The sequence below is a fragment of the Clostridium algidicarnis genome, assembly GCF_000703125.1.
GTDB lineage: Bacteria > Bacillota > Clostridia > Clostridiales > Clostridiaceae > Clostridium_L > Clostridium_L algidicarnis.
Genome location: NZ_JNLN01000001.1, coordinates 2,320,333 through 2,346,433 on the forward strand (window position 1 = coordinate 2,320,333; position 26,101 = coordinate 2,346,433).

Annotated in this window: 27 protein-coding genes and 1 other annotated feature; of the genes, 17 read left to right on the forward strand and 10 right to left on the reverse strand. The window is 30.7% G+C overall.

What is annotated here, in order from left to right; genetic code table 11:
* Window positions 1-228 precede the first annotated feature (228 nt).
* The 4 genes from BV55_RS0111015 (at window position 229) to BV55_RS0111030 (ending at window position 3,298) form a co-directional block, all read left to right on the forward strand.
* Entirely contained in the window at window positions 229-807 is a 579-nt protein-coding gene (locus tag BV55_RS0111015; RefSeq protein ID WP_029452870.1) for a GNAT family N-acetyltransferase, read from the forward strand.
* Window positions 808-915: 108 nt separating this feature from the next.
* Window positions 916-2,022, forward strand: a complete 1,107-nt coding sequence (locus BV55_RS0111020) for a metallophosphoesterase (RefSeq protein WP_029452871.1) — start codon at window positions 916-918, stop codon at window positions 2,020-2,022.
* A 92-nt stretch (window positions 2,023-2,114) separates the two neighbouring features.
* Window positions 2,115-3,059 carry a hypothetical protein gene (locus BV55_RS0111025; RefSeq protein ID WP_029452872.1) on the forward strand — a complete coding sequence of 315 codons (945 nt, stop codon included), beginning with the start codon at window positions 2,115-2,117 and terminating at the stop codon, window positions 3,057-3,059.
* A 35-nt stretch (window positions 3,060-3,094) separates the two neighbouring features.
* Window positions 3,095-3,298: a hypothetical protein gene (locus tag BV55_RS0111030; RefSeq protein ID WP_029452873.1), complete on the forward strand. Its 204-nt coding sequence runs from the start codon at window positions 3,095-3,097 to the stop codon at window positions 3,296-3,298.
* 191 nt (window positions 3,299-3,489) lie between these two features.
* Here the strand turns inward: BV55_RS0111030 and BV55_RS15715 are convergent, their stop codons facing one another.
* Window positions 3,490-3,768, reverse strand: coding sequence for a hypothetical protein (locus BV55_RS15715; RefSeq protein ID WP_198023217.1), 279 nt, complete (start codon window positions 3,766-3,768; stop codon window positions 3,490-3,492).
* Between the two features lie 143 nt (window positions 3,769-3,911).
* Between BV55_RS15715 and BV55_RS0111035 the strand changes: the two genes are divergently transcribed.
* Window positions 3,912-4,670 carry a MerR family transcriptional regulator gene (locus tag BV55_RS0111035; RefSeq protein ID WP_029452874.1) on the forward strand — a complete coding sequence of 253 codons (759 nt, stop codon included), beginning with the start codon at window positions 3,912-3,914 and terminating at the stop codon, window positions 4,668-4,670.
* 128 nt (window positions 4,671-4,798) lie between these two features.
* Here BV55_RS0111035 and BV55_RS0111040 read toward each other — a convergent pair whose 3' ends face one another.
* Both BV55_RS0111040 and BV55_RS0111045 read right to left on the reverse strand, forming a co-directional pair.
* On the reverse strand, window positions 4,799-5,197 hold the full coding sequence (locus BV55_RS0111040) for a (deoxy)nucleoside triphosphate pyrophosphohydrolase (protein WP_029452875.1): 399 nt from the start codon (window positions 5,195-5,197) through the stop codon (window positions 4,799-4,801).
* Window positions 5,198-5,264: 67 nt separating this feature from the next.
* Complete coding sequence (locus BV55_RS0111045) at window positions 5,265-5,651, reverse strand: DUF2721 domain-containing protein (RefSeq protein ID WP_029452876.1); 387 nt, start codon at window positions 5,649-5,651, stop codon at window positions 5,265-5,267.
* A gap of 413 nt (window positions 5,652-6,064) precedes the next feature.
* Here BV55_RS0111045 and BV55_RS0111050 point away from each other — a divergent pair, with 413 nt between their 5' ends.
* The 7 genes from BV55_RS0111050 (at window position 6,065) to BV55_RS0111080 (ending at window position 13,945) form a co-directional block, all read left to right on the forward strand.
* Window positions 6,065-9,025, forward strand: coding sequence for a sigma 54-interacting transcriptional regulator (locus BV55_RS0111050; RefSeq protein ID WP_029452877.1), 2,961 nt, complete (start codon window positions 6,065-6,067; stop codon window positions 9,023-9,025).
* A 61-nt stretch (window positions 9,026-9,086) separates the two neighbouring features.
* Window positions 9,087-9,704 carry a bifunctional 4-hydroxy-2-oxoglutarate aldolase/2-dehydro-3-deoxy-phosphogluconate aldolase gene (locus tag BV55_RS0111055; RefSeq protein WP_029452878.1) on the forward strand — a complete coding sequence of 206 codons (618 nt, stop codon included), beginning with the start codon at window positions 9,087-9,089 and terminating at the stop codon, window positions 9,702-9,704.
* A 24-nt stretch (window positions 9,705-9,728) separates the two neighbouring features.
* A complete protein-coding gene (locus BV55_RS0111060; RefSeq protein ID WP_029452879.1) occupies window positions 9,729-10,190 on the forward strand; it encodes a PTS sugar transporter subunit IIA in 462 nt (153 codons plus the stop codon).
* A 25-nt stretch (window positions 10,191-10,215) separates the two neighbouring features.
* Window positions 10,216-10,491: a PTS sugar transporter subunit IIB gene (locus tag BV55_RS0111065; RefSeq protein WP_029452880.1), complete on the forward strand. Its 276-nt coding sequence runs from the start codon at window positions 10,216-10,218 to the stop codon at window positions 10,489-10,491.
* A 67-nt stretch (window positions 10,492-10,558) separates the two neighbouring features.
* Window positions 10,559-11,899 (forward strand): PTS galactitol transporter subunit IIC, encoded by a 1,341-nt coding sequence (locus BV55_RS0111070; protein WP_341349712.1) that lies wholly within the window; start codon window positions 10,559-10,561, stop codon window positions 11,897-11,899.
* Between the two features lie 80 nt (window positions 11,900-11,979).
* A complete protein-coding gene (dgoD, locus tag BV55_RS0111075; RefSeq protein WP_029452882.1) occupies window positions 11,980-13,125 on the forward strand; it encodes a galactonate dehydratase in 1,146 nt (381 codons plus the stop codon).
* On the forward strand, window positions 13,103-13,945 hold the full coding sequence (locus tag BV55_RS0111080) for a Cof-type HAD-IIB family hydrolase (protein ID WP_029452883.1): 843 nt from the start codon (window positions 13,103-13,105) through the stop codon (window positions 13,943-13,945). Before dgoD ends, BV55_RS0111080 begins: the two co-directional genes overlap by 23 nt.
* A 205-nt stretch (window positions 13,946-14,150) precedes the next feature.
* Here BV55_RS0111080 and BV55_RS0111085 read toward each other — a convergent pair whose 3' ends face one another.
* Window positions 14,151-14,546, reverse strand: a complete 396-nt coding sequence (locus BV55_RS0111085; protein WP_242850876.1) for a DUF2721 domain-containing protein — start codon at window positions 14,544-14,546, stop codon at window positions 14,151-14,153.
* Between the two features lie 208 nt (window positions 14,547-14,754).
* On the opposite strand from BV55_RS0111085, the gene BV55_RS0111090 reads away from it, so the two are divergent.
* A complete protein-coding gene (locus tag BV55_RS0111090; protein ID WP_029452885.1) occupies window positions 14,755-15,192 on the forward strand; it encodes a hypothetical protein in 438 nt (145 codons plus the stop codon).
* A gap of 132 nt (window positions 15,193-15,324) precedes the next feature.
* On the opposite strand, the gene BV55_RS0111095 is transcribed toward BV55_RS0111090, so the two are convergent.
* The 4 genes from BV55_RS0111095 to BV55_RS0111110 all read right to left on the reverse strand — a co-directional run bounded on the left by BV55_RS0111095 (window position 15,325) and on the right by BV55_RS0111110 (window position 19,078).
* Window positions 15,325-16,410 carry a DUF4097 family beta strand repeat-containing protein gene (locus BV55_RS0111095; RefSeq protein WP_029452886.1) on the reverse strand — a complete coding sequence of 362 codons (1,086 nt, stop codon included), beginning with the start codon at window positions 16,408-16,410 and terminating at the stop codon, window positions 15,325-15,327.
* Window positions 16,411-16,428: 18 nt separating this feature from the next.
* Window positions 16,429-17,130, reverse strand: coding sequence for a DUF1700 domain-containing protein (locus BV55_RS0111100; RefSeq protein WP_029452887.1), 702 nt, complete (start codon window positions 17,128-17,130; stop codon window positions 16,429-16,431).
* Window positions 17,127-17,444 (reverse strand): PadR family transcriptional regulator, encoded by a 318-nt coding sequence (locus BV55_RS0111105; protein WP_029452888.1) that lies wholly within the window; start codon window positions 17,442-17,444, stop codon window positions 17,127-17,129. The genes BV55_RS0111100 and BV55_RS0111105 overlap by 4 nt, the downstream gene beginning before the upstream one ends.
* Before the next feature lie 125 nt (window positions 17,445-17,569).
* Complete coding sequence (locus tag BV55_RS0111110) at window positions 17,570-19,078, reverse strand: Ppx/GppA phosphatase family protein (RefSeq protein ID WP_029452889.1); 1,509 nt, start codon at window positions 19,076-19,078, stop codon at window positions 17,570-17,572.
* A gap of 224 nt (window positions 19,079-19,302) precedes the next feature.
* Between BV55_RS0111110 and BV55_RS0111115 the strand changes: the two genes are divergently transcribed.
* The 4 genes from BV55_RS0111115 to BV55_RS0111130 all read left to right on the forward strand — a co-directional run bounded on the left by BV55_RS0111115 (window position 19,303) and on the right by BV55_RS0111130 (window position 24,029).
* Window positions 19,303-20,604: an L-cysteine desulfidase family protein gene (locus tag BV55_RS0111115; RefSeq protein WP_029452890.1), complete on the forward strand. Its 1,302-nt coding sequence runs from the start codon at window positions 19,303-19,305 to the stop codon at window positions 20,602-20,604.
* A 29-nt stretch (window positions 20,605-20,633) separates the two neighbouring features.
* Window positions 20,634-21,146 carry a DUF2179 domain-containing protein gene (locus BV55_RS0111120; RefSeq protein ID WP_029452891.1) on the forward strand — a complete coding sequence of 171 codons (513 nt, stop codon included), beginning with the start codon at window positions 20,634-20,636 and terminating at the stop codon, window positions 21,144-21,146.
* 76 nt (window positions 21,147-21,222) lie between these two features.
* Window positions 21,223-21,431, forward strand: a binding site (T-box leader).
* Between the two features lie 165 nt (window positions 21,432-21,596).
* Window positions 21,597-23,291, forward strand: a complete 1,695-nt coding sequence (gene argS, locus BV55_RS0111125; protein ID WP_029452892.1) for an arginine--tRNA ligase — start codon at window positions 21,597-21,599, stop codon at window positions 23,289-23,291.
* Window positions 23,292-23,576: 285 nt separating this feature from the next.
* Window positions 23,577-24,029, forward strand: a complete 453-nt coding sequence (locus BV55_RS0111130; protein WP_029452893.1) for a superoxide dismutase family protein — start codon at window positions 23,577-23,579, stop codon at window positions 24,027-24,029.
* Window positions 24,030-24,134: 105 nt separating this feature from the next.
* Here BV55_RS0111130 and BV55_RS15395 read toward each other — a convergent pair whose 3' ends face one another.
* Window positions 24,135-24,305: a FeoB-associated Cys-rich membrane protein gene (locus tag BV55_RS15395; RefSeq protein ID WP_084170553.1), complete on the reverse strand. Its 171-nt coding sequence runs from the start codon at window positions 24,303-24,305 to the stop codon at window positions 24,135-24,137.
* Window positions 24,306-24,318: 13 nt separating this feature from the next.
* The gene (gene feoB, locus BV55_RS0111140; protein WP_029452894.1) at window positions 24,319-26,088 is read right to left on the reverse strand and encodes a ferrous iron transport protein B; all 1,770 of its coding nucleotides are present in this window, start codon (window positions 26,086-26,088) and stop codon (window positions 24,319-24,321) included.
* Window positions 26,089-26,101: the final 13 nt, after the last annotated feature.

Here is a 26,101-nt window from a genome sequence, read left to right on the forward strand (position 1 = left end):
TTAGGACAAATATCAAATTAATTATATCAAACACTTTGTAATACTAACTTCTGTTTATCAATAAAAACGGAACTTAACTTTTCAATTTACGGATTTAAAAAGGTGATTTATATATAATTATGTAAAATAGTTGTAAATAAGTTGAATTTTCTTTATAATTGAATAATAAAACTTTACCAATTTATATGAATAAGTATTATGCAAACTTAAAATCAAGGGGGGATTCTTGTGCTATCACATAAAGGTACAGAAGCAATAAATACAAATAGACTCTTACTGCGAAGATTTGAACTTAATGACGCATATGACATGTTTAGAAACTGGGCAAATGACAGTGAAGTAACAAAATTTGTATCATGGAAACCACATAGTAGTGTAGAAGCTACTAAAGAAATTCTAGAGAAGTGGGTAAATGAGTATAAGAATAATAATATCTATAATTGGACTGTTGAATTAAAAGAAACAGGAGAAGTTATCGGTAGCATTTGCATAGTTAAGGTAGATGAAAAAAACTATTCTTGTGAAATAGGATATTGTATGTCAAGAATATACTGGGGCAAGGGCATAATGAGTGAATCGCTAAAAGCGGTAATTGACTATTTATTTTTTGAAGTAGGGTTTAATCGAATTGTTGCTAAACACGACACAAATAATGTTGCGTCAGGTAAGGTAATGCTCAAAAGTGGAATGAACTATGAAGGAACATTAAGACAAGTTGAAACACGTGATAATAAAGAGTTTTATGACTTGGCTGTATATGCAATTTTAAAAAATGATTGGTTAATTAAGAACAAGCAATCATCATAATATATGAGTTTTTTGTTTTTAAAAGTATAGAGTAGAAAAGAGTGATAAATAAAGAATAGAGTTTTGGATTAAGGTTTTAATTTAGATATGGATAAGGTGGGCAAAGTTATGAAAGCTGTAGTAAAAAGAATTTCAATTGAAAAAAACAAAAGAATCATAGCAATAAGTGATATACATGGAAATTTAAGTCTTTTTAAAAGGTTGTTGAAAAAAATAGGGTATACAAAAGATGATGTTTTAATTTTAGTTGGTGATTTAATTGAAAAAGGAGACATGAGTTTAAAGACCTTAAGGTACATAATGGAGCTATCAAAAACAAAAGAAGTCTATGTTGTTAGTGGAAATTGTGACACCCTATGGGAAGATATAAAAAGCGAAGTTGATGATGAAAACCTTTTAAGGTATATGATATTTAGAAAAAACAGTATCTTAAATGAAATGTGTAAGGAGTTATCAATTGAAGTTAATGAAAAATCAAATATTAAGTTTATAAAGGAACAGATAAGGCGAAATTTTAGCGATGAGCTTAACTGGCTAGAACAATTACCCCATATTATTGAAACTGAGAAATTTATATTTGTTCATGCAGGTATTACCTCGGATAATTTAGAAGAACAAAATGTTAGTGAGGTTATAAAAAATGATGCGTTTATGGAGCGAGGTTTAGCTTTTTTAAAATATGTGATAGTTGGACATTGGCCAACAGCTAATTATGGAAGAGAAAAGGGTTGCTGCAACCCAATTATAGACAAGGAACAAAAAATTATAAGTATTGATGGTGGAAATATGATTAAATCAGAAGGACAGTTAAATGCACTAATAATTAAAGACGATGAAAATATTACTTTTGATTCAATTGATGATTTCTTAACTGATGAAATTATAGAATATCAGCATTCAAATTCAAATACAATTCAGATTTCATGGATGGATAATGCAGTGCAAGTATTAAAAGAGGAAAAAGAATTCAGTTTATGTAGGCATATATCATCAAATCATGAACTTTGGATTAAAAATGATAAAATTTTTAAAACTAAAGATGGAGTATGCTGTTATGATTGTACAGATTATTTTCTTTCAGTTAAAAAAGGCGATATAGTTTCCATAATAGAAAAATCAAGCAGTCAAACCATAGTTAAGAAGGATGGTATAATTGGATGGGTTTTAAATGAAAAGTTGAAAAGTGGAAGAACGGGAAAAACAGAAAAGGCCTGAAATAGTATAGGTATATAAAATTAAATAGTATTAAAGGGTTAGTTGCTAATAATATAAATCCTATTTCTAAAGAGTGGATTAAAGACAAAAGTATGCTAGAGGCACTTCTAAAATTAAAATCTAAGCCAAGGAACAGCAATAATAAATATGGTGGGTTTTCTAAGTCAGAAGGCGGATCTTATGAAATGACAGTAACCTATCATGGATTTGCTGCATTAGTGGATCTTTATTATGCCGAATCTATATTTGGAATAAAAAATACTTCTATGGGTCAAGTGGAGAAGTCAGCATTTATATCTATTAAGGGAATAGAAGAAGGGAAGGTATATACAGAGGCTGTAAATGTAGATATATCTACAGATGAAGAAACATGGAATGCTACATTAAATGGAGAACCCTTCTTAGGAGGGGTTATAAATAAGGCTAGAAGATATACAATAAAGGTTGTAGCAGACCTAAAGGGTGTTAAATCAGAAAAAGAAGTGAATTTCATAGTGGATATGCCTCCTTATGAAAAGGTAAGGGTAAGAGTTGAAGGTAATGAAAAAACTTTATTTAATGATATTGTAGAGTCTGGAGTTTCTCAAAGTAGTGTTCTTGAAATTTTAATGAAAGCTGCAGGAGAAGAAAATGTTAATGGGGCTGGAAGGGGAGAAAGTTATTTTGTAAATGGAATACTTGGAGAAAATCAAAGTAAAAATTTTGGATGGAGCTATTATGTAAAAAAGGGTTTGGAAATTCAACAACCCGAAGTAGGTCCAGGTGCATTTACTGATATAAAAGATGCGGAAGGTAAATTTAATTATGATGAGATAGTATTCTATATGACTCATTTTGAGTATTATGGAGAATTTAAATTATATACAGATATACCAAAGGTGTCTTTAAAATCTTTAGATGATAATCACGAAATAACATTGCTAAGGGCGATAGATAAAAGAGCTTTAAAAAATACTGATATTAACATAGAAGGTATAGGAAACTTTAAAACTGATGATAATGGAAAAGTGAATTTTAAAGCACCAAATGCTATATAGCAAATTATGATAAAGAAAAAGCTGTAAATTATTTATTGTCTAAGTCAAAGAATGGCTATTATGGAGATGTAGATATTACAGCTATGGTTATTACAGCCTTATCAAAGTATAAGGATATAAAAGGCGTAGAAGAAATAATAAAGTCTTCTATAGAGTATATAAATAGTAAACAATTAAAGAGTGCTGGTTTTGAATCTTATGGAAATGAAAATCCATATACATTATCAGCAGTAATATAAGCTCTTATAGCTAATAAAGAAAATATATTTTCAAATAAGTGGGTTAAAAATGGTAATACACTTTTAGATGCCCTTTTAACATTTAAAACTGGAGATCATTTTGAATTTAAGAGTCAGTGGGGAACAGATTCTAAGATAAGTACTGTACAAGCAGCCTTAGCTTTAATAGACATATACAACAATAAATCTGTTTATGAGTCTATAACCCTTATAGGAAATGAAGAAGAGGCAGTTGTCGAAAAGACCGAAGATACAGATTTTAAAGGTGATAGTGATGCAAAGAAAGAAATAAAAGATGCAGATAGTACAATTATAAATGAAGATAAATTAAATAATGATATAGAATCCCAATCTAAAACTAATAAAAAGGAACTTGTTAAAACTGGTAGTGTGATAGGATTCGAAGCCTTAATAGCAATATCAATACTTCTTATTATTTCTGGAATAATAGTTCTAAAAAAGCAAAACAAACAATCTGTAATTTAATGTAAGCACCTCTGAGGTGCTGGAAATAAAATACATACTGATGAAATAAGTTTTATTAGTATGTATTTTTTATATTGACATTAACGTAGCGTAATCCTTTATTATAAAATTGTAAGGAGGTAATGATGTGGAATATACAATTAAGAAGCTAGCTGAATTAGCAGGAATAAGTTCAAGAACTCTTAGGTATTATGATGAAATAGGATTGTTAAAGCCTTGTAGGATTAATTCTTCTGGGTATAGAATCTATGGAGAAAAAGAAGTAGATTTACTACAACAAATTTTACTTTATAGATCAATGGAAATGAAATTAGAAGATATACAAAGTATTATTTCTAAACCGGATTTTGATATTCATGAATCTTTAATTGAACATCATAATAAACTAATTTCTAGAAAAAATCAGTTAGAACAATTAATTCTTACAGTGGAAAAGACATTAGATTATAATAAAGGAGGGATTGAAATGACAAACAAACAAAAGTTTGAAGGATTAAAAAAAGAGAAACTAGAAGAAAATGAGACTAAATATGGTGAAGAAATTAGAGAAAAGTATGGTGAAGAGACCATTAAAGAATTTAATAAAAGGTTTATGAATATGAGCGAGAAAAATTTTAAAAGCATGGAAACTATTGAAAGTGAGATGTTTAAATCTTTAGCTGAAGTTATAAAAGCAAAGGATTTAGATTCAAAAGATGCAAAGAATGTTTATGAAAAACACAAAGAATGGTTAAGCTTTTCTTGGTCAAGTTATTCAGGAGAGGCTCATGTTGGATTAGTTGGAATGTATGTTGAAGATGAAAGGTTTAGAAACTACTATAATGATAGGTGTGGAGCAAAAGCTGTTATAACATTAAGAGACATTATTGTTAAGTATGCAAAATAAATAAGAGTGTGAAGTAAGAAGGTAAATGTGATAATCTATAGGATTATATATTAAATTGGTATAACAGATGCTGAAGATATGATTTAAGTTATGTTAAAGAACTGGATTTTAGGTATAGCAATAATTTGCTATACCTTTTCTGATACAAGCTTTTTTACAGCGGGAATGTCTGCTAGAGCCCAATTTAGGGAAAGCAAATTTTCTCTATGTAACCATATTAATTTTGAATGTTCAATTGCGTTTGGTGTATCAGCAGTTAATTTACATTTAGCTGTAACTAAATTTACTATAATTTCAGGGTACTCGTGAGTAGTATCATGAAAAACACCTATAAATTCAACCGTGCAAGATAATTCTTCTTTAATTTCTCTTTCTATAGCTTGTTTAAAAGTTTCGTTTTTTTCTATTTTTCCACCGGGAAATTCCCATAGGTTTGGTAGAGACATTTTGGTAGAACGAAGAGCACAGAGTATTTCATTATTTTCATTTTCCACAATAGCACCAATAACTTTTACTAATCTTTTCATAATCAACACCTCTATATAAGTTTAGCATGAAATAAATATTTTTGAAAATGCTATGAACTTTCATATACTACTTATATTTTTCTAGCTGTACATTTAGTGCCTTAACAGATATTTGAACCTCTATTATTAATAGTAAAAGGGATATCATGAGTGCAATAAGACTTCCCCCAAAGGCAACTTCTCCTGCAAAGTTCTTATCTTTAAATATAAGAAATGTGGATAATGCACAAAGAAAGAAGCTGACTCCTCCCATTATTTGAGTGTATCTTATTATACTTATTCTAAGCTGTAGATTTCTTATTTGTTTTAAAATATCTTCATTTTTATCTTGCTTGTACTGATTATCTAACTGCCTAACTAATTGAGCTAAGGATAGAAATCTACTTGTATAGGCAGAGATAAGCAATGAAATGGATGTAAAGAGTACTGCGGGGGTAGTTAGTTCTATTTTCATTATTAAATCTCCAATCTTATGTTATATAGTAAATATATAATAGCACTTATTAATAGAATACTATTATTACATATTAAAGTAAATATATTCAGGATACTTAATATATAAAAGTAACATAAATATAAAATATGAAAACAGAAGAAACTTTTAAAAAAACATTAGATACCTTTTAGGTTTATTGTTAAAGTACCAGAGTAAAGAGTAGAGCTTATCTTATTTTTTGTCAACATTTTAGGGCCTTTAGCGAAAAGTTATGCATTGTGATAAAATATGAGTAGATAAAGTAAAGATAAATACATGGATTTTCCGGATTTATTACAAAAAGAATAATACAGATATATAAAGTTATGTGAGAAGATTCAAATTGATATAAAGTGAAATTCTATGACTAGATAATAAGGAGGGCGAATATTATGGAAGAGAGAATAATTCAATTAATGAAAGATGAAGATAAGAAAAATCCTTTTACAGATGAGCAGATTGCAATAAAACTCCATATATTTAGAGAAAATGTAACTAATGTGAGGAGAGAATATGATATATCAGATTCAAGAACAAGAAGGCGTCCATTATTAATTAAGGAAATTAAACACTTAATAGCTACACATGGAGACTTATCAGAGCGCAGGCTGACTAAACTTTTAAATAATGAAGGATATGATGTTGGTAAGTATGCAGTAGGAAAACTAAAAAGTGAATTGGAAGAAAAGAAAGAACTGCAGCCTGCTAATAAAGAAAAAGATAATAATAAATTAGAGGAAACTAGTGAAACAGATATTCGGAATAAGGATAACCAAAATATTGAAATACAAGAGGGGACATCTCAGGATAAAGAAGACGTATTCAGTAAATTCATAGGATATGATGGTAGTTTAAAGGGGCAGATAAGTAGAGCAAAAGCTGCTGTATTTTATCCGCCTCATGGGTTGCACACTTTAATATATGGGCCATCTGGCGTTGGTAAAAGCTTTCTTGCGGAATTGATGTTTAAATATGCAGTTCAAACTGGTAATTTTGGTGAGAATATTACATTTTTTGAATTCAATTGTGCGGATTATGCAGATAACCCACAACTATTACTTGCACAATTATTTGGGTATAGCAAGGGTGCATTTACAGGTGCTACGGAAAGCAAGAAAGGAATCATGGAGCTATGTAACGATGGAATTTTATTTCTTGATGAGGTACACAGGCTACCTGCGGAAGGACAGGAAATTCTACTCTATTTGATAGATAAAGGTAAATTCCGAAGACTAGGAGAAACTGATACGCAACGAAAGAGTAATGCCATGATAATTGCAGCTACCACTGAGAATCCAGAAATGTCTTTATTATTAACCTTTCGAAGAAGAATTCCCATGATTATTGAAATACCACCATTGAAAGAAAGACCATTAAATGAAAAAGTTAAGTTCATTCATACTTGTTTCATGATGGAAAGCAGGAGAATTGGACGTGAGGTTCAGGTTAAAGAAGATGCAATTAAATGTATATTGGGTGCTGAATATGAAGGAAATATAGGACAGTTAAAGTCAGATATACAGGTATGCTGTGCAAAGGCATTTCTAGATGCGAAGATAACTCGTGAAGAAAAGATTGTAGTAAGAATGGAGAGCTTACCTGAAATAATAAGAGACGGATATGATGTAAGACTAAAAGGAAAAGAATTAAACATAATGGTTCAGGGGGATACTTCTTATTTGCCTGATGAAAATAGTGTATATAAGCATTCCGATGTTGAGCAAAGTAAGAATATGTATGATGAATTAGATTGCCGATATAAAGAACTGAAAAAAGAAGGTATGTCAGAAACTATAATTACGAAAACATTGTCTCATGAAGTGGAAAAGTATCTATTTCGATATATAAAGAATGTAGAGGATTCCAAATTTAGTCATCAAGAGATATCTAATATTGTAGGAGATAAAACACTTAATATCACAAATGAAATATACGAAAATGCAAGAAAGGACTTACCATCTTTAAAAAATACTATAATATTTCCATTGGCAATTCACATTAATATGGCAATAGAACGTGCCGGAAATAATTATAAAATAAAACATCCAAGATTAAATGTAAATATAGATCAATCTTCCAAAGAATATGCCATGGCAAAGGAAACAGTTAAAATAATTGAACGGAAATATTATACGAATCTTCCAAAAGAAGAGATTGAATTTATCACCATGTATTTCAATAGATTTCAAAACTATAGGCAGATAGAAGATGGGAATATAGGACTATTAGTTGTATCACATGGCAAAGTGGCATATGGAATGGTGGAAATTGCAAATACAATCATGGCGACAAAGCATGCAGTTGGTTTGGAAATGGACTTTCATGATTCCCCCTCTATTATGATTAATAAAGTAATTAATGTAGTAAAACAGATTGACCAGGGAAAGGGATGTATCATACTTGCAGATATGGGGTCTCTTATCACCATGGGAGAAAAAGTTAAGAATGAAACTGGAATTCCCATCCGGATTCTTGGAAGAACCGATACCCTTATGGTAATAGAAGGAATTCAAAAAATATTATGGTCAGAAAAATCCATAGATGAGATTGCAGATGAACTGGATACGAAGAATAAGAGTACCTTGCAAATGAAGGAAAAGCTGGAGGAGAAGCCTAAACAAAAATTGGTTCTTTGCCTTTGTATTACGGGTGAAGGTGCAGCTAAGACTATTAGTAATCATATAAGAAGCCGTTTGGAAGATAATTTGGGTAATGTTCAGATACTTACAAAAGGGTATATAGAAGGGAATAAAATTGAAGATATTATCCAGTCAGTAGAAAAAAAATATGAAATTATTGCAATTGTAGGGACTATTAATCCCAAAATTGATAAATACCCCTTTATAACGATTATTGAAATATTCAAATCAAAAGGGATAGGTAAGCTTAGGAAGATAGTCAAACACCATACTATGCTTACAGAAAACTATTTAAATGAAGTCATACATGAAGAAAACATATTTATAGACACAGGTTATACATATAAAGATGAAGTATTGGATAATGCTATCAACAGTATGATAAAAAATGGTTATGTTAATTCAGAATTCTTGCTTAGTGTTTATAAAAGAGAAAGTCTTATGACAACTTATCTACAAGGGGGCATCGCGATACCTCATGGCGGCACGGATCTTATTATAAAACCAGTCATATCTATTACGAAATTGGACAAACCTATCCTTTGGGATGGAGTGAATGCAGTTGATATAATTTTTGTATTGGCTCTCAATGAAGATTCAAAAAAATATTTTGATCAATTATATAAGCTAATCTCTGATGAATCCTTGCTTTCAGACATTCGTGGTAGCATATCTAAAAAGGAAATTCTAAATAGATTATGTAAAAATACATAATCAGTCAGAATGTTGGCTTCATTCTTGCTTTATAAAATAGAGAAAGAAAGGAGCTGATATAATGAACCTTGAAAAATTCCCTAAAATTACAGTTATATTAAGAGGCTATAGTTATTCACAAATTAGAACTGTTGTGAAAAATTTGGTGGGCACAAAGCTTCAAGCAGTTGAAATTACTATGAATACACCAGATGCTGTTAGTGTGATTGGAAAAATTAACCGTGAATTTGGCGAATCTATAAAAATAGGAGCAGGAACAGTTACTACCTATGAACAAGCAGAGTTAGTTATAAAAGAAGGTGTTAAGTTTATCTTATCACCAGTTATGTTAAGTGAGGAAATCATAGACTTATGCAGAAAAAACAATGTCGTATCAATTCCAGCAGCATTTACACCTACAGAAATTAATACACTTCTTGATCGTAAAGCAGATATAATAAAACTATTTCCAGCAGGAATACTTGGAAGTAAATACATATCTGACGTTCAGGCACCACTTGGAAAGTTACCAATTATGGTTGTTGGGGGAGTAAATACAGAAAATGTTCATGAATATTTTGAGGCAGGCGCTAAATTCGCAGGAATTGCATCTGGTATCTTTAAAAAAGAAGATATTTTAAACGAAAATGAAGAAGGTTTGAGAAAATCTATTGAGTATTTCGAAACAAAATTGAAATAAAAAATTATTAATAAGGAGAAGAAGATGGACACAATCACATTTAACAAATCACTGATTTTGAGAATGAATCAGGAAAAGACAGATATAGAGGTATTAACATTACTTGCAAGTCGTTTATGTGAGCTAGGGCTAGTAAAAGATACTTATAAGAAAGCAATTCTTGATCGTGAAGAACAATATCCAACAGGATTATTTATAGGAGAAGCTAATGTGGCAATTCCACATGCTGATATTAAACATGTAAATCAAGCATCTATCTGTGTAGGGATTTTAGAAAACCCAGTAAAATTTAATGCAATGGATGAGCCAACCAACGAAATAGATGTAAGTTTAGTTATTATGATGGCATTAACAGAAGCTCATGGTCATATTGATATGCTTCAAAAGGTTGTAAAGTTGATTCAAAATCAAGAATTGGTAAAGAAGGTTATAAAATCAAGGGATTCACAAACAATATACCAAATTATTAAAGAAGAATTATTATAAAAATAAATTATAAGGGGAGAAAAAAATGAAGAAAATACTAGTAGCATGTGGGAATGGAATTGCAACATCAACAGTTGTAGCAATTAAAATTAAAGAAAAATGTGCAGATGAGGGAATTCCGGTACTAATAACACAATGTAAGTTATTAGAAGTACCTTCCAAAGCAGAAGATTATGATATTGTGGTTACCACAGGTAATTATGCAGGGAAAATATCTACACCTATTATAGGTGCTATATCATTGTTAACAGGTATTGGACAGGATGCAATATTAGATAAGATTTTATCTTATTTAAAATAATTATAAAACAATTATAAAATAGGAGGAATGCAAAATGGAAATTATTTATAGCGTATTTAATGTTATTATGAAAGCTGGTCCTACTGTTATACTCCCAATAATTATTACAATAGTAGGGCTAATTTTCGGATTGAAATTAGCAAAGGCTTTTCGTTCAGGGTTAACAATTGGCATAGGTTTTGCAGGTATCATATTAGTAATTGACATGATGAAATCAAACTTAGGTCCAGCATCAAAAGCTATGGTTGAAAATTTCGGCATTAAATTAGATATTTTGGATGTAGGGTGGGGCGCCATAGCAGCAGTTACCTGGGGTTCTCCAATTATCGCTATCTTAATTTTTTGTATCTTAGCAACGAACATTGTTATGCTTGTATTAAAAGCAACAGATACACTGGATGTTGATATCTGGAACTACCATCATATGGCTATCGTAGGTATCATGGTTTATTTTGTAACAAAGAACGTAGGATTAAGTATTGCAGCAACTGTGGTTATGGCTATTATTACATTTAAATTATCTGACTGGACAGCACCGCTTGTTGAAGATTTCTTCGGAATTCCAGGTGTTTCAATTCCAACTATGTCAGCATTATCTTCTGTCGTAATAGCGGCACCATTAAATTGGTTATTAGACAAGATTCCTGGGATTAATAAAATTGATTTTAAAGTTAAAGATGCTCAGAAATATCTTGGGTTCTTCGGAGAGCCTATGATACTTGGTCTAATACTTGGAAGTATAATTGGTGTTTTAGCAAAATATCCTGTATCTAAAATTCTTTCTCTTGGTGTTAGTATGGCAGCAGTAATGGTATTAATCCCAAAGATGACATCTTTATTTATGGAAGGCTTAATGCCTATTTCTGAAGCAGCACAGAAATTCACACAAAAGAAGTTTAAAGGCAGAAAGTTTTTAATTGGTCTTGATGCAGCAGTTGTGGTAGGAAATGAAGACGTTATTACAACAGCTTTAATTCTTACACCATTGACTATATTAATTGCAGCAATATTACCAGGAAATCGTGTATTGCCTTTCGCTGACTTAGCAGTTATAACATTTAGAGTTGCATTAGTCGTAGCAATTGCACGTGGCAACCTATTTAAGAGTATTATAATTGGCGGCGTTTGCATGGCAGCAGTTCTCTTAGCAGGTACAGTAACAGCTCCTGTATTAACACAGTTAGCTACATCTACAGGTCTTGATCTTTCTACAAATGGAAGTTTAATAAGTTCCTTTGCAGCAACAAGTTTAACAGTAAGTTTCCTTGTGTACAAAGCATTTATAAGTAATTTAGTAATAAGTATTCCAATTCTTGTTCTTGTTATTGGAAGCGTTTGGGTATTTATGAGCAAATTAAGTAAAAAGAGAGCAAGTATTTTAGCGACAAAAGAAACAAGTCAAGCATAAGCTAGATAAAATTATAATTGCTTTATAAAAAAAAGATATATAATTTTCTCTTAAAATAAGTGGATAGAAAGGAAATAAAAATGATTATATCAGAAGTTAAAGTATATACAGTTAAACCTAGATGGATATTCGTTAAAATAACTACAGATAATGGACTTGAAGGTTGGGGAGAAATGGTATCTGGTACAAAGACAGAAACAGTTGTAGCGGGAGCAAATGAAATGGCAAGAAGGATAATTGGACGTAATCCTTTTGAAATTGAAAAAATCTGGCAAGAATTATACCGTGTATTTTTCAGAGGTGGTCCAATCAATATGACTATCATTTCAGGTCTTGAAATGGCGTTATGGGATATTAAAGGTAAATATTACAATGCACCTATTTATGAGTTACTTGGCGGTGCAGCAAGAGATAAGATAAAGGTATATTCTTGGATTGGGGGAGATCGCCCAAGTGATGTAGTCAAGGATGCACAGGACAGAGTAGATCGTGGATTTGATTCAATAAAGATGAATGCAACTGAAGAACTGCATTATATTGATAGCTTTAAGAAAGTAGATGCAGTTGTAGAACGGGTAGCAGCACTTCGTGAAAAATTTGGTATGAATTTGAATATTGGTATTGATTTCCATGGAAGAGTGCATAAGCCAATGGCTAAGGTTCTTGCAAAAGAATTAGAGACATACCGCCCTATGTTCTTAGAGGAGGTTGTGCTATGCAATAACCCGGAAGCATTTAAGGAAGTAGCTCATCATGTTACGACTCCTCTTGCAACGGGTGAAAGATTATATACAAGGTGGGAATTTAAAGATTTGCTAAATACTGGTTATATTGATATTATACAACCAGATGTTGCTCTTGCTGGTGGTATCTTAGAGACAAGAAAGATTATTGCTATGGCTGAAGCTTATGATATTGCAGTTGCACCACATGCTCCTTATGGGCCAATCGCTTTAGCAGCAACCCTACAAATAGATGCATGCAGTCCTAATGTGTTTATTCAAGAGCAGTCACTTGGTATTCATTATAATAAGGGATTTGATCTTCTTGACTTTGTTGAGAACAAAGAAGTATTTCAATATAAGGATGGGTTTGTTAACCTGCCAACTAAACCTGGCTTAGGATTAATAATAGATGAGGAAAAAGTTAAGGCGATTTCCGCAGAAGGATTACAGTGGACTAATCCAAATTGGAAGAACTATGATGGAACAAAAGCAGAATGGTAAAAATATTCGCCTTGTAGCAATTGATATGGATGGAACCTTGCTATCAAATGATAAGACATTATCAGTAAAGAATAAGCAGGTACTAAATCAGGGGATAAAGCAAGGCGTGCTTATTGTACCGGCTACCGGGAGGCCTATGGAAGGAATTCCCAAAGAACTTTTAGAAAATGAAAATATTTTATATGCTATCTGTTCTAATGGAGCATCCATAATAGACTTAATAAAAAAGGAAATTATATTCCATTGTTATTTAAAACGGGAAATAGCTATTATGGTAATTGAAGCTCTTCGTCATTTAGATCCAATTTTAGATATATTTGCTGAGGGTAAAATATTTACGGAGAATAGGAATATGGAACGACTTGATAATTTCCTAATTCCACTTAATATGATTCAATATATTTATGATACTAGGACCTGTGTTGATGATATTTTGGACTTTGTTAAGACAAATGGATTTCATATAGAAAAAATAAATTTATTCTTTCAAAACCTGGATATGAGAAAGCAGGTGGAAGAAAAATTAAAAAGTATTTTGGAGATTTCCGTGACATCTTCTTTGAATAATAATATGGAAATCAATCATATCAATGCAAATAAAGGGTTTGCTTTAAAATGGCTTGCACAATACCTTGGAATACAGATGGAACAGGTTATGGCATTGGGTGATAGTAACAATGATATGGATATGCTAAATGTGGCTGGATTATCTATTGCTATGGGAAATGGCACAGATTCTATAAAGCACATTGCAGATGATATAACATTGTCAAATGAAGAGAGTGGAGTAGCAATTGCAATGGGAAAATATGTATTATAGAGAATGGTGCTTAGAACTTAAAGGTGGGCTGTCAATTTATCATTGGCAGCTTATTTTATAATTACTTAATGTTTGGTGAAAATTTAGAAGGGTAAGTTAGTGGGGATAAAGTGGCTAATTGTAATAAGTTTTATATTAAAGAGAAAATGATTAATCTTATTGAAGAAAATGATGAAGTGGAAGATAATCGTTTTTAAAAGATTAATTAGGAATGCATAATACATAAAACTAGCTGCACATTTAATGCTTTAACAGATATTTGAACCTCTATTATTAATAGTAAAAGGGATATCATGAGTGCAATAAGACTCGCTCCAAAAGCAACTTCTCCTGCAAAGTTTTTATCTTTAAATATAAGAAATGTGGATAATGCACAAAGAAAGAAGCTGACTCCTCCCATTATTTGAGTGTATCTTATTATACTTATTCTAAGCTGCAGATTCCTTATTTGTTTTAAAATATCTTCACTTTTATCTTGTTTATACTGATTATCTAACTGCCTAACTAATTGAGCTAAGGATAGAAATCTACTTGTATAGGCAGATATAAGTAATGAAATGGATGTAAAGAGTACTGCGGGGGTAGTTAGTTCTATTTTCATTATTAAATCTCCAATCTTATGTTACATAGCAAATACATAATAGCACTTATTACTAGAATACTATTATTACATATTTAAATAAATACATTCAGGATACTTAATACCTAAAATTCTCTATAAATACAAAATATCAAGTTTTATTTTACGTAACATGATATTATAATTATAGGCGCCTAAGTAGAACATATTGGTAAGGGATGTGGATATAATGGATGAAAATTTGAGGAGTATTATAAGAGCAATGAAAAGCCTACAGAAAAAGGGGCTACTATACATAGAAGATAATGTAGAATTAAAATCTGAAGTGAATTATCAATTTATACTAAATATAGTGGAAAATCTGGATTTGACTATTGACATAGAGGAGTATGAGAAAATTAAAGATAATAGAGAAGAATTGATATATCAATTAGCACTACTAAGCTTTAGTGAAAAGCAATTAGTCTCAGATTTTGAAATTGAATTTATAGAAGGTATTATAATGAATTATATAGATATTGAAGATCCAGTTATACTTTTTGATGACTATGTATTTGTACAAAAGAAAAATGTAATACAAGAACTTTATGAAAAGTCAGTAATTCAAATTAAAGAAAAGAAATTTCCTAAGATGATTTTTAAAAGTAGGGTAGAGGATTTAGAATAATTAATCTAGATATCACATATTTAGTTAATTTATTTTCCAATGAATTCACCTCCAATCTTTCTAAGTGTTACTTAGATTATAACATCTTTATATGAAAAGTAGCCTCAAATCTGTATATTTGAGGCTACTTTATTACTTGATGGTTACATCTCCTGAGGTAGTCTTTATATTTATTTTACAATTATCAGAACCTACAACACCTTTTATCTGATGCTCTTTTTTTACATCTGCTAGTATAGGTTTATTTAATGTTATATTACCAGAAGTACTGGAAGCGTTAATGAAGAATTCCGCATTATTTGGGGTAAGTAGTTCTAAATTACCGGATATAGAGCTTATGTCAATGTTTCCACTTGGCATTTTGCTATACTTTAAATAAGAATCTCCTGAAGTAGAGTTTAGGGTTAAGCTCCCTTCTATAGAGTGAATTTCAATATTGCCAGAAGTAGTTCGAATTTGATTTTGGTTACTGCTTAATCTATCAATATTTAAATCACCTGAAGTAGAACTTATGGATGAGTTACCTTCAATAGACTTAACTTCAATATTTCCAGAAGCTGTTTGAATTTCATTTTGCGTACTGTTTAATTTATTAATATCCAAGTCTCCTGAAGTAGAAGTAAAATTAAAGTTTTTAACTGTAATTTCTTCTGCTTCCATAAATCCAGAGGTTGTAATTATATTTAGATTATTTAAGTTTAAGGGATTTATAGAAATATCAGAAGATGTTGATTTTATATATAAGTCATTAATATAGCTTTTAGGTATAAATATCTCTAGTTTTAAATCTCTTGAGTAGGAAGAAAAACCTTTGAAGGTGTTATTTGGTGATGTTATATATAGGGTACCTTCTTTACTTGTCATATCTAATTTAGGATCGGACGCTTCTTCACTTGATTTTACATAACCTTTTAATGTGGCTTTTATATTGTCATCCTCAGATATTAACACTTTGATATCTGCACTAACCATATCTATTTTTATGCTATTTATATTAGAGGAATCTATAGACTTTTCTTCATTTACATCATAATTGTATTTATAGTTAAATCCATTCCAATGCTCACCGATATTGAAGTTTGAATCAAAACCATTAAACAGATTATTAGAATCAAATCCAGATGAACTAAGAATCATTTTAGTAGTCCAGAAACAAATGAGAACAGTACATAAAAGGTATAGGGTGATCTTTTTAACTAATTTACTATTTTTAAACATTGATTAGCCTCCCTTCTATTATTTTAGTAAACTTAATATTAAGGAAAAGTACTTTGATGTTCCACGGTTTAAAAGTTTAATTAAACATAGGGTTCCTATGAAAAATAGTGCTCCTAGAGCTATGGTACCAATTCCAGCAAATAAAAGTGCAGGCATTGGTATCATGGATATATTAGGGAAAGATATTATCTGAAGTCCAAGTATAGTAGTGCCAAATATACCACCTAAAGAAAGCGCAACCCCTGAAATTACAACGGCTAAAGATGTTGCAAATAAGCCTAATATAGTACCATATAAACCTAATATAATACCTATTGAAGGCAAGATTACAAAAGGAATTAAAAGTAAAAATATTAGAAACTTAGGGAGTTTGTTTGGAGTGTATGAGTAGCTAAAATTATCATCATTCATAGGATTAGACTTTTTTGATCTTTGTGTATTACTATTTTCAGTATAATTATTATTTGAATTTTGGCTATTAGCATTTTCACGATAGTTATTTTTTTGGTTTTCATTAATTGCTGCGACCCTGTTACTCTTATAATGTTTTGCTATATCTAAAGGGTTCCCAAGTTCTTCAATTATTTCATTGTTAGTTTTGCCATTTTCTTTACCTAAGCAAAAGTGCTCTTCATAGTCATAAAGAATTTCTTTTTTTTCATCTGTAGAGAATCCTTGAAGACCTTTTTCTAATATTCTTAGGAATTCATCTTGGTTCATTGCTTATCCTCCTTTACAATGGAACTTACTGCTTTAACAAAGTCAAACCATTCTGCGGTTAATTTGTGTTTGGTTTCATGCCCTAAATCAGTTAACTTATAATATTTTCTTGGGGGGCCCTCCTGCGATTCTTGAAGGTATGTGGTAAAATAGCCTTCCTCAGTTAACCTTCTTAAGATAGGGTAGATGGTTCCATCTGAAATTTTAATATTTTTAGATATTTCATTTACTAGTTCATAGCCATAACAATCTTTTTCTGAAAGTACAGACAGAACGCAGAGCTCTAAAACACCCTTCTTTAGTTGGACATTCATTTAATCACCTCTAATTTATAACTTTACTATAATATAACATATGGTAGTGTGCATTGCAAGGTACCATACTATAAGTTGTAGGCTAAAATATAATAAGGGAAGTTTAATTAGACTTCCCTTAAAGGTTATTCTTGAATTATAAACAATTCTTTTCCATAAATTTCGTAGAATTTACTTTTACACTTTAAAGCCTCGTCTATTTCTAAATCTATATCTCTTGAAGATTTTAGATTCAAAGTTACGGATTCAGCATCAATTACCGCATTAACAGAGGTTACAGAACCTAACATAGTTCTATCTAAACCTTCAGATATTCTTAAAAGGATGCCTATTTTTCTAATGTTAGCTAAATCCAGTCTGTTTATTATACTGCTAAACCCACATAAGTTTATTTCGTAGTCATTATTTCTGTGATAGGCTGCCATATATGCGCTTAGTACTAATTCTCTATGTGTAAGACCTCTTAGCTGAGAATTAATTATTATATAAAAAGAGTGTTTATGATGATTATAATATCTTATACTGATACCAGAGTCATGAAGAAGCGAGCCTGTTTTTAATATATTTACGAAATCATCATTTAATTTATGAAGACCTTTTAAATCATCAAATAACTTATGGGTTAAGTTATAAACATTATAAGCATGGTCTTTATTAACATAATGACTTTCGAGCACTCCCTCTATAGATGATTCAAGCATGTCCTCTTTGGGATTGTAGTTAACCTCGATGTACTCATCTAAAACCCCTTCTCTAAGTCCCTTACCACTTACAATTACTTCGTCTATGTGAAGTAAATTAATAATAACATTTAGTGAAGATACTGCCGCTACAAATATGTCTGCCCTATCAGCAGATAGCCCATTTATTTTTAATCTTTGCTTTAAATTTTTACTTTTAACTAAGTTATAAATATAGTTTATATCTTTAGAATCCATTTTATAATTGTGAGCTATATCTAATGGGTACTTTTTAATGGCTCTATCTATTTTGCCCATATTTCTTATAGCACCACCGATACCAATAATGTTATCGAATTTTGTGTTGAAAATCCAAGGAATTTTGTTTAATTCTTCTATAACAAATCCCTTAAAGGCTTGATCATCTTCAGATCTAACAATATCTTCTAAATTAAATCTTTTAGTAAGATTTACAGTTCCAAAAGGTAAACTTATGCTTTCCTTTAAATGGCCTTCCTTTATCCAAGCAATTTCAGTACTAGAGCCACCAATATCTATCATTAATGAATTATCAGTGTCCATACTGTTAATTATAGCCATACAATCATAATTAGCTTCTTCTATACCAGTTAAGACCCTAATATCTAAATTAATATCTTTTTTTACCTTATTAATAAAATAATCCCCGTTTTTTGATTGCCTTACAGCTTCTGTAGCAATTACTATAATATCTGAAGTATTTAAGGATTTACAAATGGCTTTAAAGGTGTCTAAGGTTTTAATAGTTTTGATAATTTTATCTTCAGAGAGAACTTGATTTATTTCAATATCTTCACCAAGTCTTATGGTTTCTTTTATCTCATCTATAATATGAAAAGAACCACTCTCGTTTATTTGAGCTAGGACCAATCTTACTGAGTTAGAGCCTATATCAATGATGCCCAGTTTCTCCATAATACACATACTCCTTTTAATGAATTTCAATCAAATATAAGTATATACTATATTATTTTATAATACAGTTTTTTTCAATAATATTATAAAAAATAAATAAATTCTACATTAATCTATAATATAAATTGAATATAACTAATGCATTTGTTATTATAATGGTAGCAAACATTTACATCGGGTTATGTTAGTGTTAACACTATGTAATTAAATTAGGGGGAATACTTATGAATTTTATAAAATATATAGAGCTTTTTAAGAGAGAACTCGCACCTGCATTAGGATGTACAGAGCCTATAGCAGTAGCTTATGCTAGTGCTAAGGCGAAAAAGGTATTAGGATTTATGCCAGATAAGGTAGAAGTTTTAGTAAGTGGGAATATCCTTAAAAATGGTATGGGAGTTGGAATACCAAAGACAAAAATGACAGGACTTGATATAGCAGCAGCGCTTGGGGTTATTGGTGGAAATCCAGAAGCAAAGCTTGAAGTTCTTAAGGATATAGAAGACAAACATATAGATGAAGCAGTAAAGTATTTAAAAGATAATAATTTGAAGATAAAACTAAAGGATACTAAAAGTAAGCTTTACATAGAGGTTATATGCAAAAAAGGACAAGATGAATCTAAAGTTATTATAAAAGATGAACATACTAATATAGTTTACATATCCTTAAATAGTGAGATTCTTTATGAAAAGGAAGAAAAAGAAGAAAATAAAGTGGAAGATGAAGTAAATGAAGAAATTACAAAATCCAATGATAAGGTAGAAATCAGTATAAAGGATATACATAACTTTGCAACTAATGTAGACTTTGAAGATATAAAGTTTCTTTTAGATGGTGCTAAAATGAATAGAAGAGTTGCTAAAGAAGGAATTGAACATGAATATGGATTAAAGGTTGGAAAGACATTTCATGAAAGCATAGGAAAGGGGATTTTTGCAGATAGCATTGAATCTCATGCTATTGCTATAACAGCAGCGGCAGTGGATGCTAGAATGGATGGGTGTGCACTACCGGTTATGACCACTGCAGGTAGTGGAAATCAAGGACTTACGTGTACACTGCCAGTAGTTGCTGTGTTTGAAAAGTTAGGGAGTAGCGAGGAAGAACTTTGTAGAGCCCTTGCTATAAGTAATTTAGTTACAATTCATATAAAAAGTTATCTTGGAAGGCTGTCTGCTTTATGTGGGTGTGGAGTGGCAGCAGCAGTAGGGTCAAGCTGTGGCATAACCTATCTTTTAGGTGGAGACTATGAATCAATTTCCCATGCAGTTAAAAACATGGTAGCTGGACTTTCGGGAATGATATGTGATGGAGCAAAGCAAGGCTGTGCACTGAAAATTTCTACATCAGTGAGTTCAGCTATTCAATCTGCAGTACTTGCTACAAATGGTATTGAAGTATCCTGTAAAGATGGTATAATACATGAATGTGTAGAACAAACTATAAAAAATTTAGGAAATCTAGCCACAGCTGGTATGGTGGATACAGATAAAGTTATTTTAGATATGATGGTGTGTAAATAATTTTAAAGTAGTAGGAGGTATATGATTATATTATGGTGTTATATGTATTGATATTTTTGGCAAAAATAGTTGAAGTATCACTTATGACATTAAGAACCGTACTTATAACTAGAGGCGAGAAGGTAGTTGGATCTATCATTGGGTTTTTTGAAGTTATAATATGGCTTTATTTAGTTAGTACTGTTCTTGTAGGAATAAGTGAAGATCCTATTAAAATGGTAGTTTATGCTCTTGGATTCTCTGTTGGAAACTATGTTGGGTCATTTTTAGAGGAAAAGTTAGCAATAGGGCTTTTAACTATCAGCATAGTGGCTTCAGCTAATGATGCTATTATAATAGCAGAAAAACTTAGAAAAGATAATTTAGGAGTTACATTAGTAGAGGCTGAAGGTATAAATGAAAAGAAAAAGATGATAGTTGTACATGTAAAACGAAAGAGAAAAAAAGAAGTTATAAAATTAATTGAGGATACCAATACAAAGGCAGTTATATCTATTGCAGATACTAAAACTGTTTATGGAGGGTATGGTATTAAAAAGTAAATAATTTTATATTTAAAGATTGTTTGATATTGACCAATATAGGGTTACAGGTGTATAATGTAATGTAATTTAATATGAAAATTCAAAGAAGAGAGAAGTACTTTTATAGAATTTCTTACAGCGATTAAGGATGTGGTGGAAGCCTTATAAGATATATAAAAAGAAGAGAAACTCAGAGAAGCTGTCTAAAATAACAGGTGGCCGCTAAATGCGTTAAGTTTTTGAGGGGATTATTTAATTTAAGTAATCAACAGGAGTGGTACCGCGGAGGAATCCGTCTCTTATTATTTTAATAAGAGACGGATTTTATTTTATACTTAATTCTATATTTTAGGATTTAATAGTATAACAAAGATAAATATATTAAGTTATGTTGAAAAGCAACATTTTAAAAGGCAATTTAACTAATTATTTTTAAAAATAATTAAGTGGTTAGGGAGGAAAATAAAAATGGATTATAAAAAGATCATAGCAGAAAGAATTTCAAAGCATGTAGATATGAAAGTCGAGGAGCTAGAAAGACTTATAGAAATACCACCTAAAGCTGATATGGGGGACTATGCTTTTCCTTGTTTCCAATTAGCTAAGGCTCTAAGGAAAGCACCTTTAGCTATAGCTATCGAACTAAAAGATAAAATAGAAAAAGAAGATTTTGAAAGGATTGAAAATTTAGGACCTTATTTAAACTTTTTTGTAGAAAAAGAAAGTTTTATGAAAGAAACTTTAGATAAGATATTAAAGGAAAAGGAAGACTATGGATCTTCAGACATTGGAAAAGGTAAAAATGTTATAGTAGAATATTCATCTCCAAATATAGCAAAGCCTTTTCACGTAGGACATCTATTCACTACAGCTATAGGAAACTCATTATATAAGATTTTAGCATCACAAGGATATAATGCCATAGGAATAAATCATCTAGGAGATTGGGGTACTCAATTTGGAAAGCTTATAGTTGCTTATAAAAAATGGGTAGATGAAGAGGCTCTTCTTAAAAACCCTATAGATGAACTTTTAAGAATATATGTAAAGTTTCATGAGGAAGCAAAAATTGATCCTTCATTGGATGATGAAGCTAGAATGCATTTTAAAAGATTAGAGGATGGATCAAAAGAGGAGCAAGAACTTTGGAAAAGATTCAGAGATCTTAGTTTAAAAGAATTTGAAAAGGTTTATGATATGTTAGGCGTTAAGTTTGATTCTTATGCAGGTGAAAGCTTTTATGGAGATAAAATGGATGCAGTTGTAGAAGAATTAGAAAGTAAGGGACTACTTGTTGAAAGCAATGGGGCAAAGGTTGTTATGTTAGATGAATATAATATGCCACCATGTATGATTAAAAAGGCAGATGGAGCTACTATATATGCAACAAGAGATCTTGCAGCAGCAATGTATAGAAAAAAGACTTATGATTTTTATAAAAATATATATGTAGTGGGTAGCCCACAGAAACTTCATTTCAAACAAATATTTACCACATTAAAGCTTATGGGACACGAATGGGCAAATGATTGTGAACATGTAGGATTTGGAATGGTTAAATTTGCTGATAAAAAGTTGTCTACAAGAAAAGGTGATGTGGTATTACTAGAAGATTTATTAAATGAAACAAAAAAGAAGACATTAGAGATAATAAATGAAAAAAATCCAAACCTTGAAGATAAAGAAGATGTAGCTAAAAAGCTTGGAATAGGAGCTGTAATATTTGCATATCTTAAAAATAACAGAGAAAAGGATATAGTTTTTGATTGGAATGATATGTTAAGCTTTGAAGGTGAAACAGGTCCTTACGTTCAATACACTTATGCAAGGGGTAAAAGCATACTAAGAAAGGCAGAAGGCATAAGAAGCGATAATGTGGACTATTCAAAGCTTAAAACTAAAGAAGAGTTTGAACTTGTAAAGACTTTAGAAGGATTTAATGAAGCCATAATTTCAGCTATAGATAAGCTTGAACCTTCAATAGTTACTAGATATGTTATAGAAGTAGCTAAGAGTTTTAATAAGTTTTATAATTCTAATTCAATATTAAATATAGAGGATGAGGATTTAAAAAATGCTAGACTTAATATAGTTGAGGCTACTTGTATAGTAATAAATAGTGGGCTTAAACTACTAGGAGTAGAAACTGTAGAAAAAATGTAATAAATATAGGAGAAGTAGGTATCCAAAAAAATGACAGTGAAGATATAGACTAGTTATTTTTAGCTGCCATAATTAAATATATTTTAAAATTAGGGCTTAGTTTATATAATAACTAAGTCTTTTTTAGTTCACAAATATTTGATGCTTGTCATAATATGGATTATAAAGTATTGATGAAGGGATTTTAACATGATAAATAATCAATATATATACGACTTTTATAATTATTATAGATATTTACCTTATACCAATTCTAATTCTGACTATAGAAATGTTAAGGGTTCTATGGCTACAGCAATCATAAAGGGGGGACCATTTGCTCCAAATATAAAGGGATATGTATATTTCATGGATGTTCCTTATGGAACTAATGTCTGTGTTTCAGTTATAGGATTACCTGAATATAAGAAAGCAGAAGGAAACAGAAGTCCAATAGGTCCACATGGTTTTCACATACATGAATTTGGAAACTGTGAGGTAGGTGATAAAAATGACCCGTTTAAATCTGTAGGAAATCATTGGAATCCTTATAACCAGCCTCATGGAAATCATGCAGGTGATTTTCCGGTGTTATTTTCGAATCATGGAATAGCTAATATGTGCTTTTTTACGAATAAATTTAAGGTTAAAGATATAATAGGAAAATCTATAATAATACATGAAAATCCTGATGATTATAGAACAGAGCCTTCAGGTAATTCTGGAAGAAAGCTAGCTTGTGGTGAAATAGTAGGATAATTAGAAAAATATAAAAAGTCCTATAATCTTTTTAAAAGATTATAGGACTTTTCATTAATTAAAGCTTATTAAGTTATTTTTTGTAGATTCAAATTATTTTAAGACTTACTTTTTGTTGTTTTTTATTTCTATTTTATTTATGCTACAACCTGAACAAGAGGATGAGGAAGGGCAATTGCTACAAGAGCCTTTGCCTTTCTTAGCATTTTTAAAATTTTTATATATTATATATGCAGTGAATGATATTATTACTGCTGTTATTATTAATTCTATCATAAAATACACCTCTTTAGAATATTAAATTTCCAATGTTGAATACTATGAAAGACATTATCCAAGCTAATGCAAGCTGATAAGTTATGGAGAAGATAGCTATCTTATGACCATATTCTTTCTTTAAAGTAGCGATAACAGCTACACAAGGGGTATATAACAATACAAATACTAAGAAAGATATTGCTGCAATAGATGTAAAGTGAAGGGGTAATATTGCTGAAAGTTGATCCCCGTATATAACTCCCATAGTTGATACTACTGATTCCTTGGCTACAAAGCCTGTTAATAGCGATACAGCAGCCTCCCAGTTTCCAAAGCCTAAAGGCTTTAACAAAGGGGCTATAACACTACCTATGCTAGCTAAAAGGCTTTCAGATATGGTTTCAGTATATCCACCAAAACTAAACTTAGATAATACCCAAATTACTACGGACATTGCAAATATTATAGTACCAGCTTTTTTTGCAAAGCCTTTACCTTTATCCCAGGTATGTCTTAATAAATTTTTCATCTCAGGTAATTTGTATTCAGGTAATTCAATTATGAAAGGTTCTTCATCCTTTTTAAATATAGTATTTTTAAATAATATACCTAAAAGAAAGGCCATAACAATACCTAATAAATAAAGGGATAAAACTAGTATATCAGCATTTTTAGGAAAAAAGGCTGAAGCAAATACAGCATAAACGGGTAGCCTTGCATTACAAGACATAAGTGGAACTAAAAGAGCTGTAAGCTTTCTATCTTTTTCACTTTCTAAGGTTCTAGCTGACATTATAGCGGGTACAGAGCAACCAAATCCTATAACAAAAGGAATAAAGGCTTTACCGGATAGTCCCATTTTTCTCATTAGTTTATCCATTATAAAAGCGACACGAGCCATGTATCCACTATCTTCTAATATGGATATGCAGAAAAATAATGTAAGGATTATAGGTATAAAAACTATTACCGATCCAACACCTGCTATAATTCCTTCAACTATAAGGGAAGAAAACCAAGGGCTAGAGCTTTCTAATAAACCTTCTATAAAAGGTGAAAAGCTATTTGAAACAAAATTATCTAACATGTCCGATAAAGGTTGTCCAATCCAATTAAAGGTAACCTTAAAAATTAAAAACATAATGCCTATAAATATTAAATAAGCTAAAAATGGATTTAATATTACTTTATCAATTTTATCTGAAGTGCTTATAGTATTTTTAGAAGAAGCCTTAGATACACATGTAGATAAAACATTTTCTATATATTTGTATGTGGATTTTTCACTGGGAAAATAATAATCATTATCAGCAGAAGGCATTACATATTCCTTTTTTTCGATAGTTTCTAGTATAGATTTTATACCTTTTCTCTTACTTGCAATCATAGGTATTACAGTAACATTTAGAGCTTTAGAAAGAGATTTAATATCTATAGTTTTACCCTTAGACTCAGCTACATCCATCATATTTAAAATTAAAATTATTGGTTTATTGAATTGTTTTAGTTGCGTTGTAAGGTATAAATTTCTATTTAAATTTGAAGCATCTACAATATTTATTATTACATCTACATTACCGGTTTCTAAAAAACTTTTAGAAACTTTTTCTTCATTAGAATAGGTATCCATAGCATAAATTCCCGGTAAATCAACAATCTTTAAATTTTTGTAAGCGAAACCTTCTTTTTTTTCCACAGTAACTCCGGGCCAATTTCCTACATATTGGTTAGAACCTGTTAATGCATTAAATAGTGTAGTTTTACCTACATTTGGGTTACCTAACAAAGCTGCTGTTATCATACTTGTCCTCCTT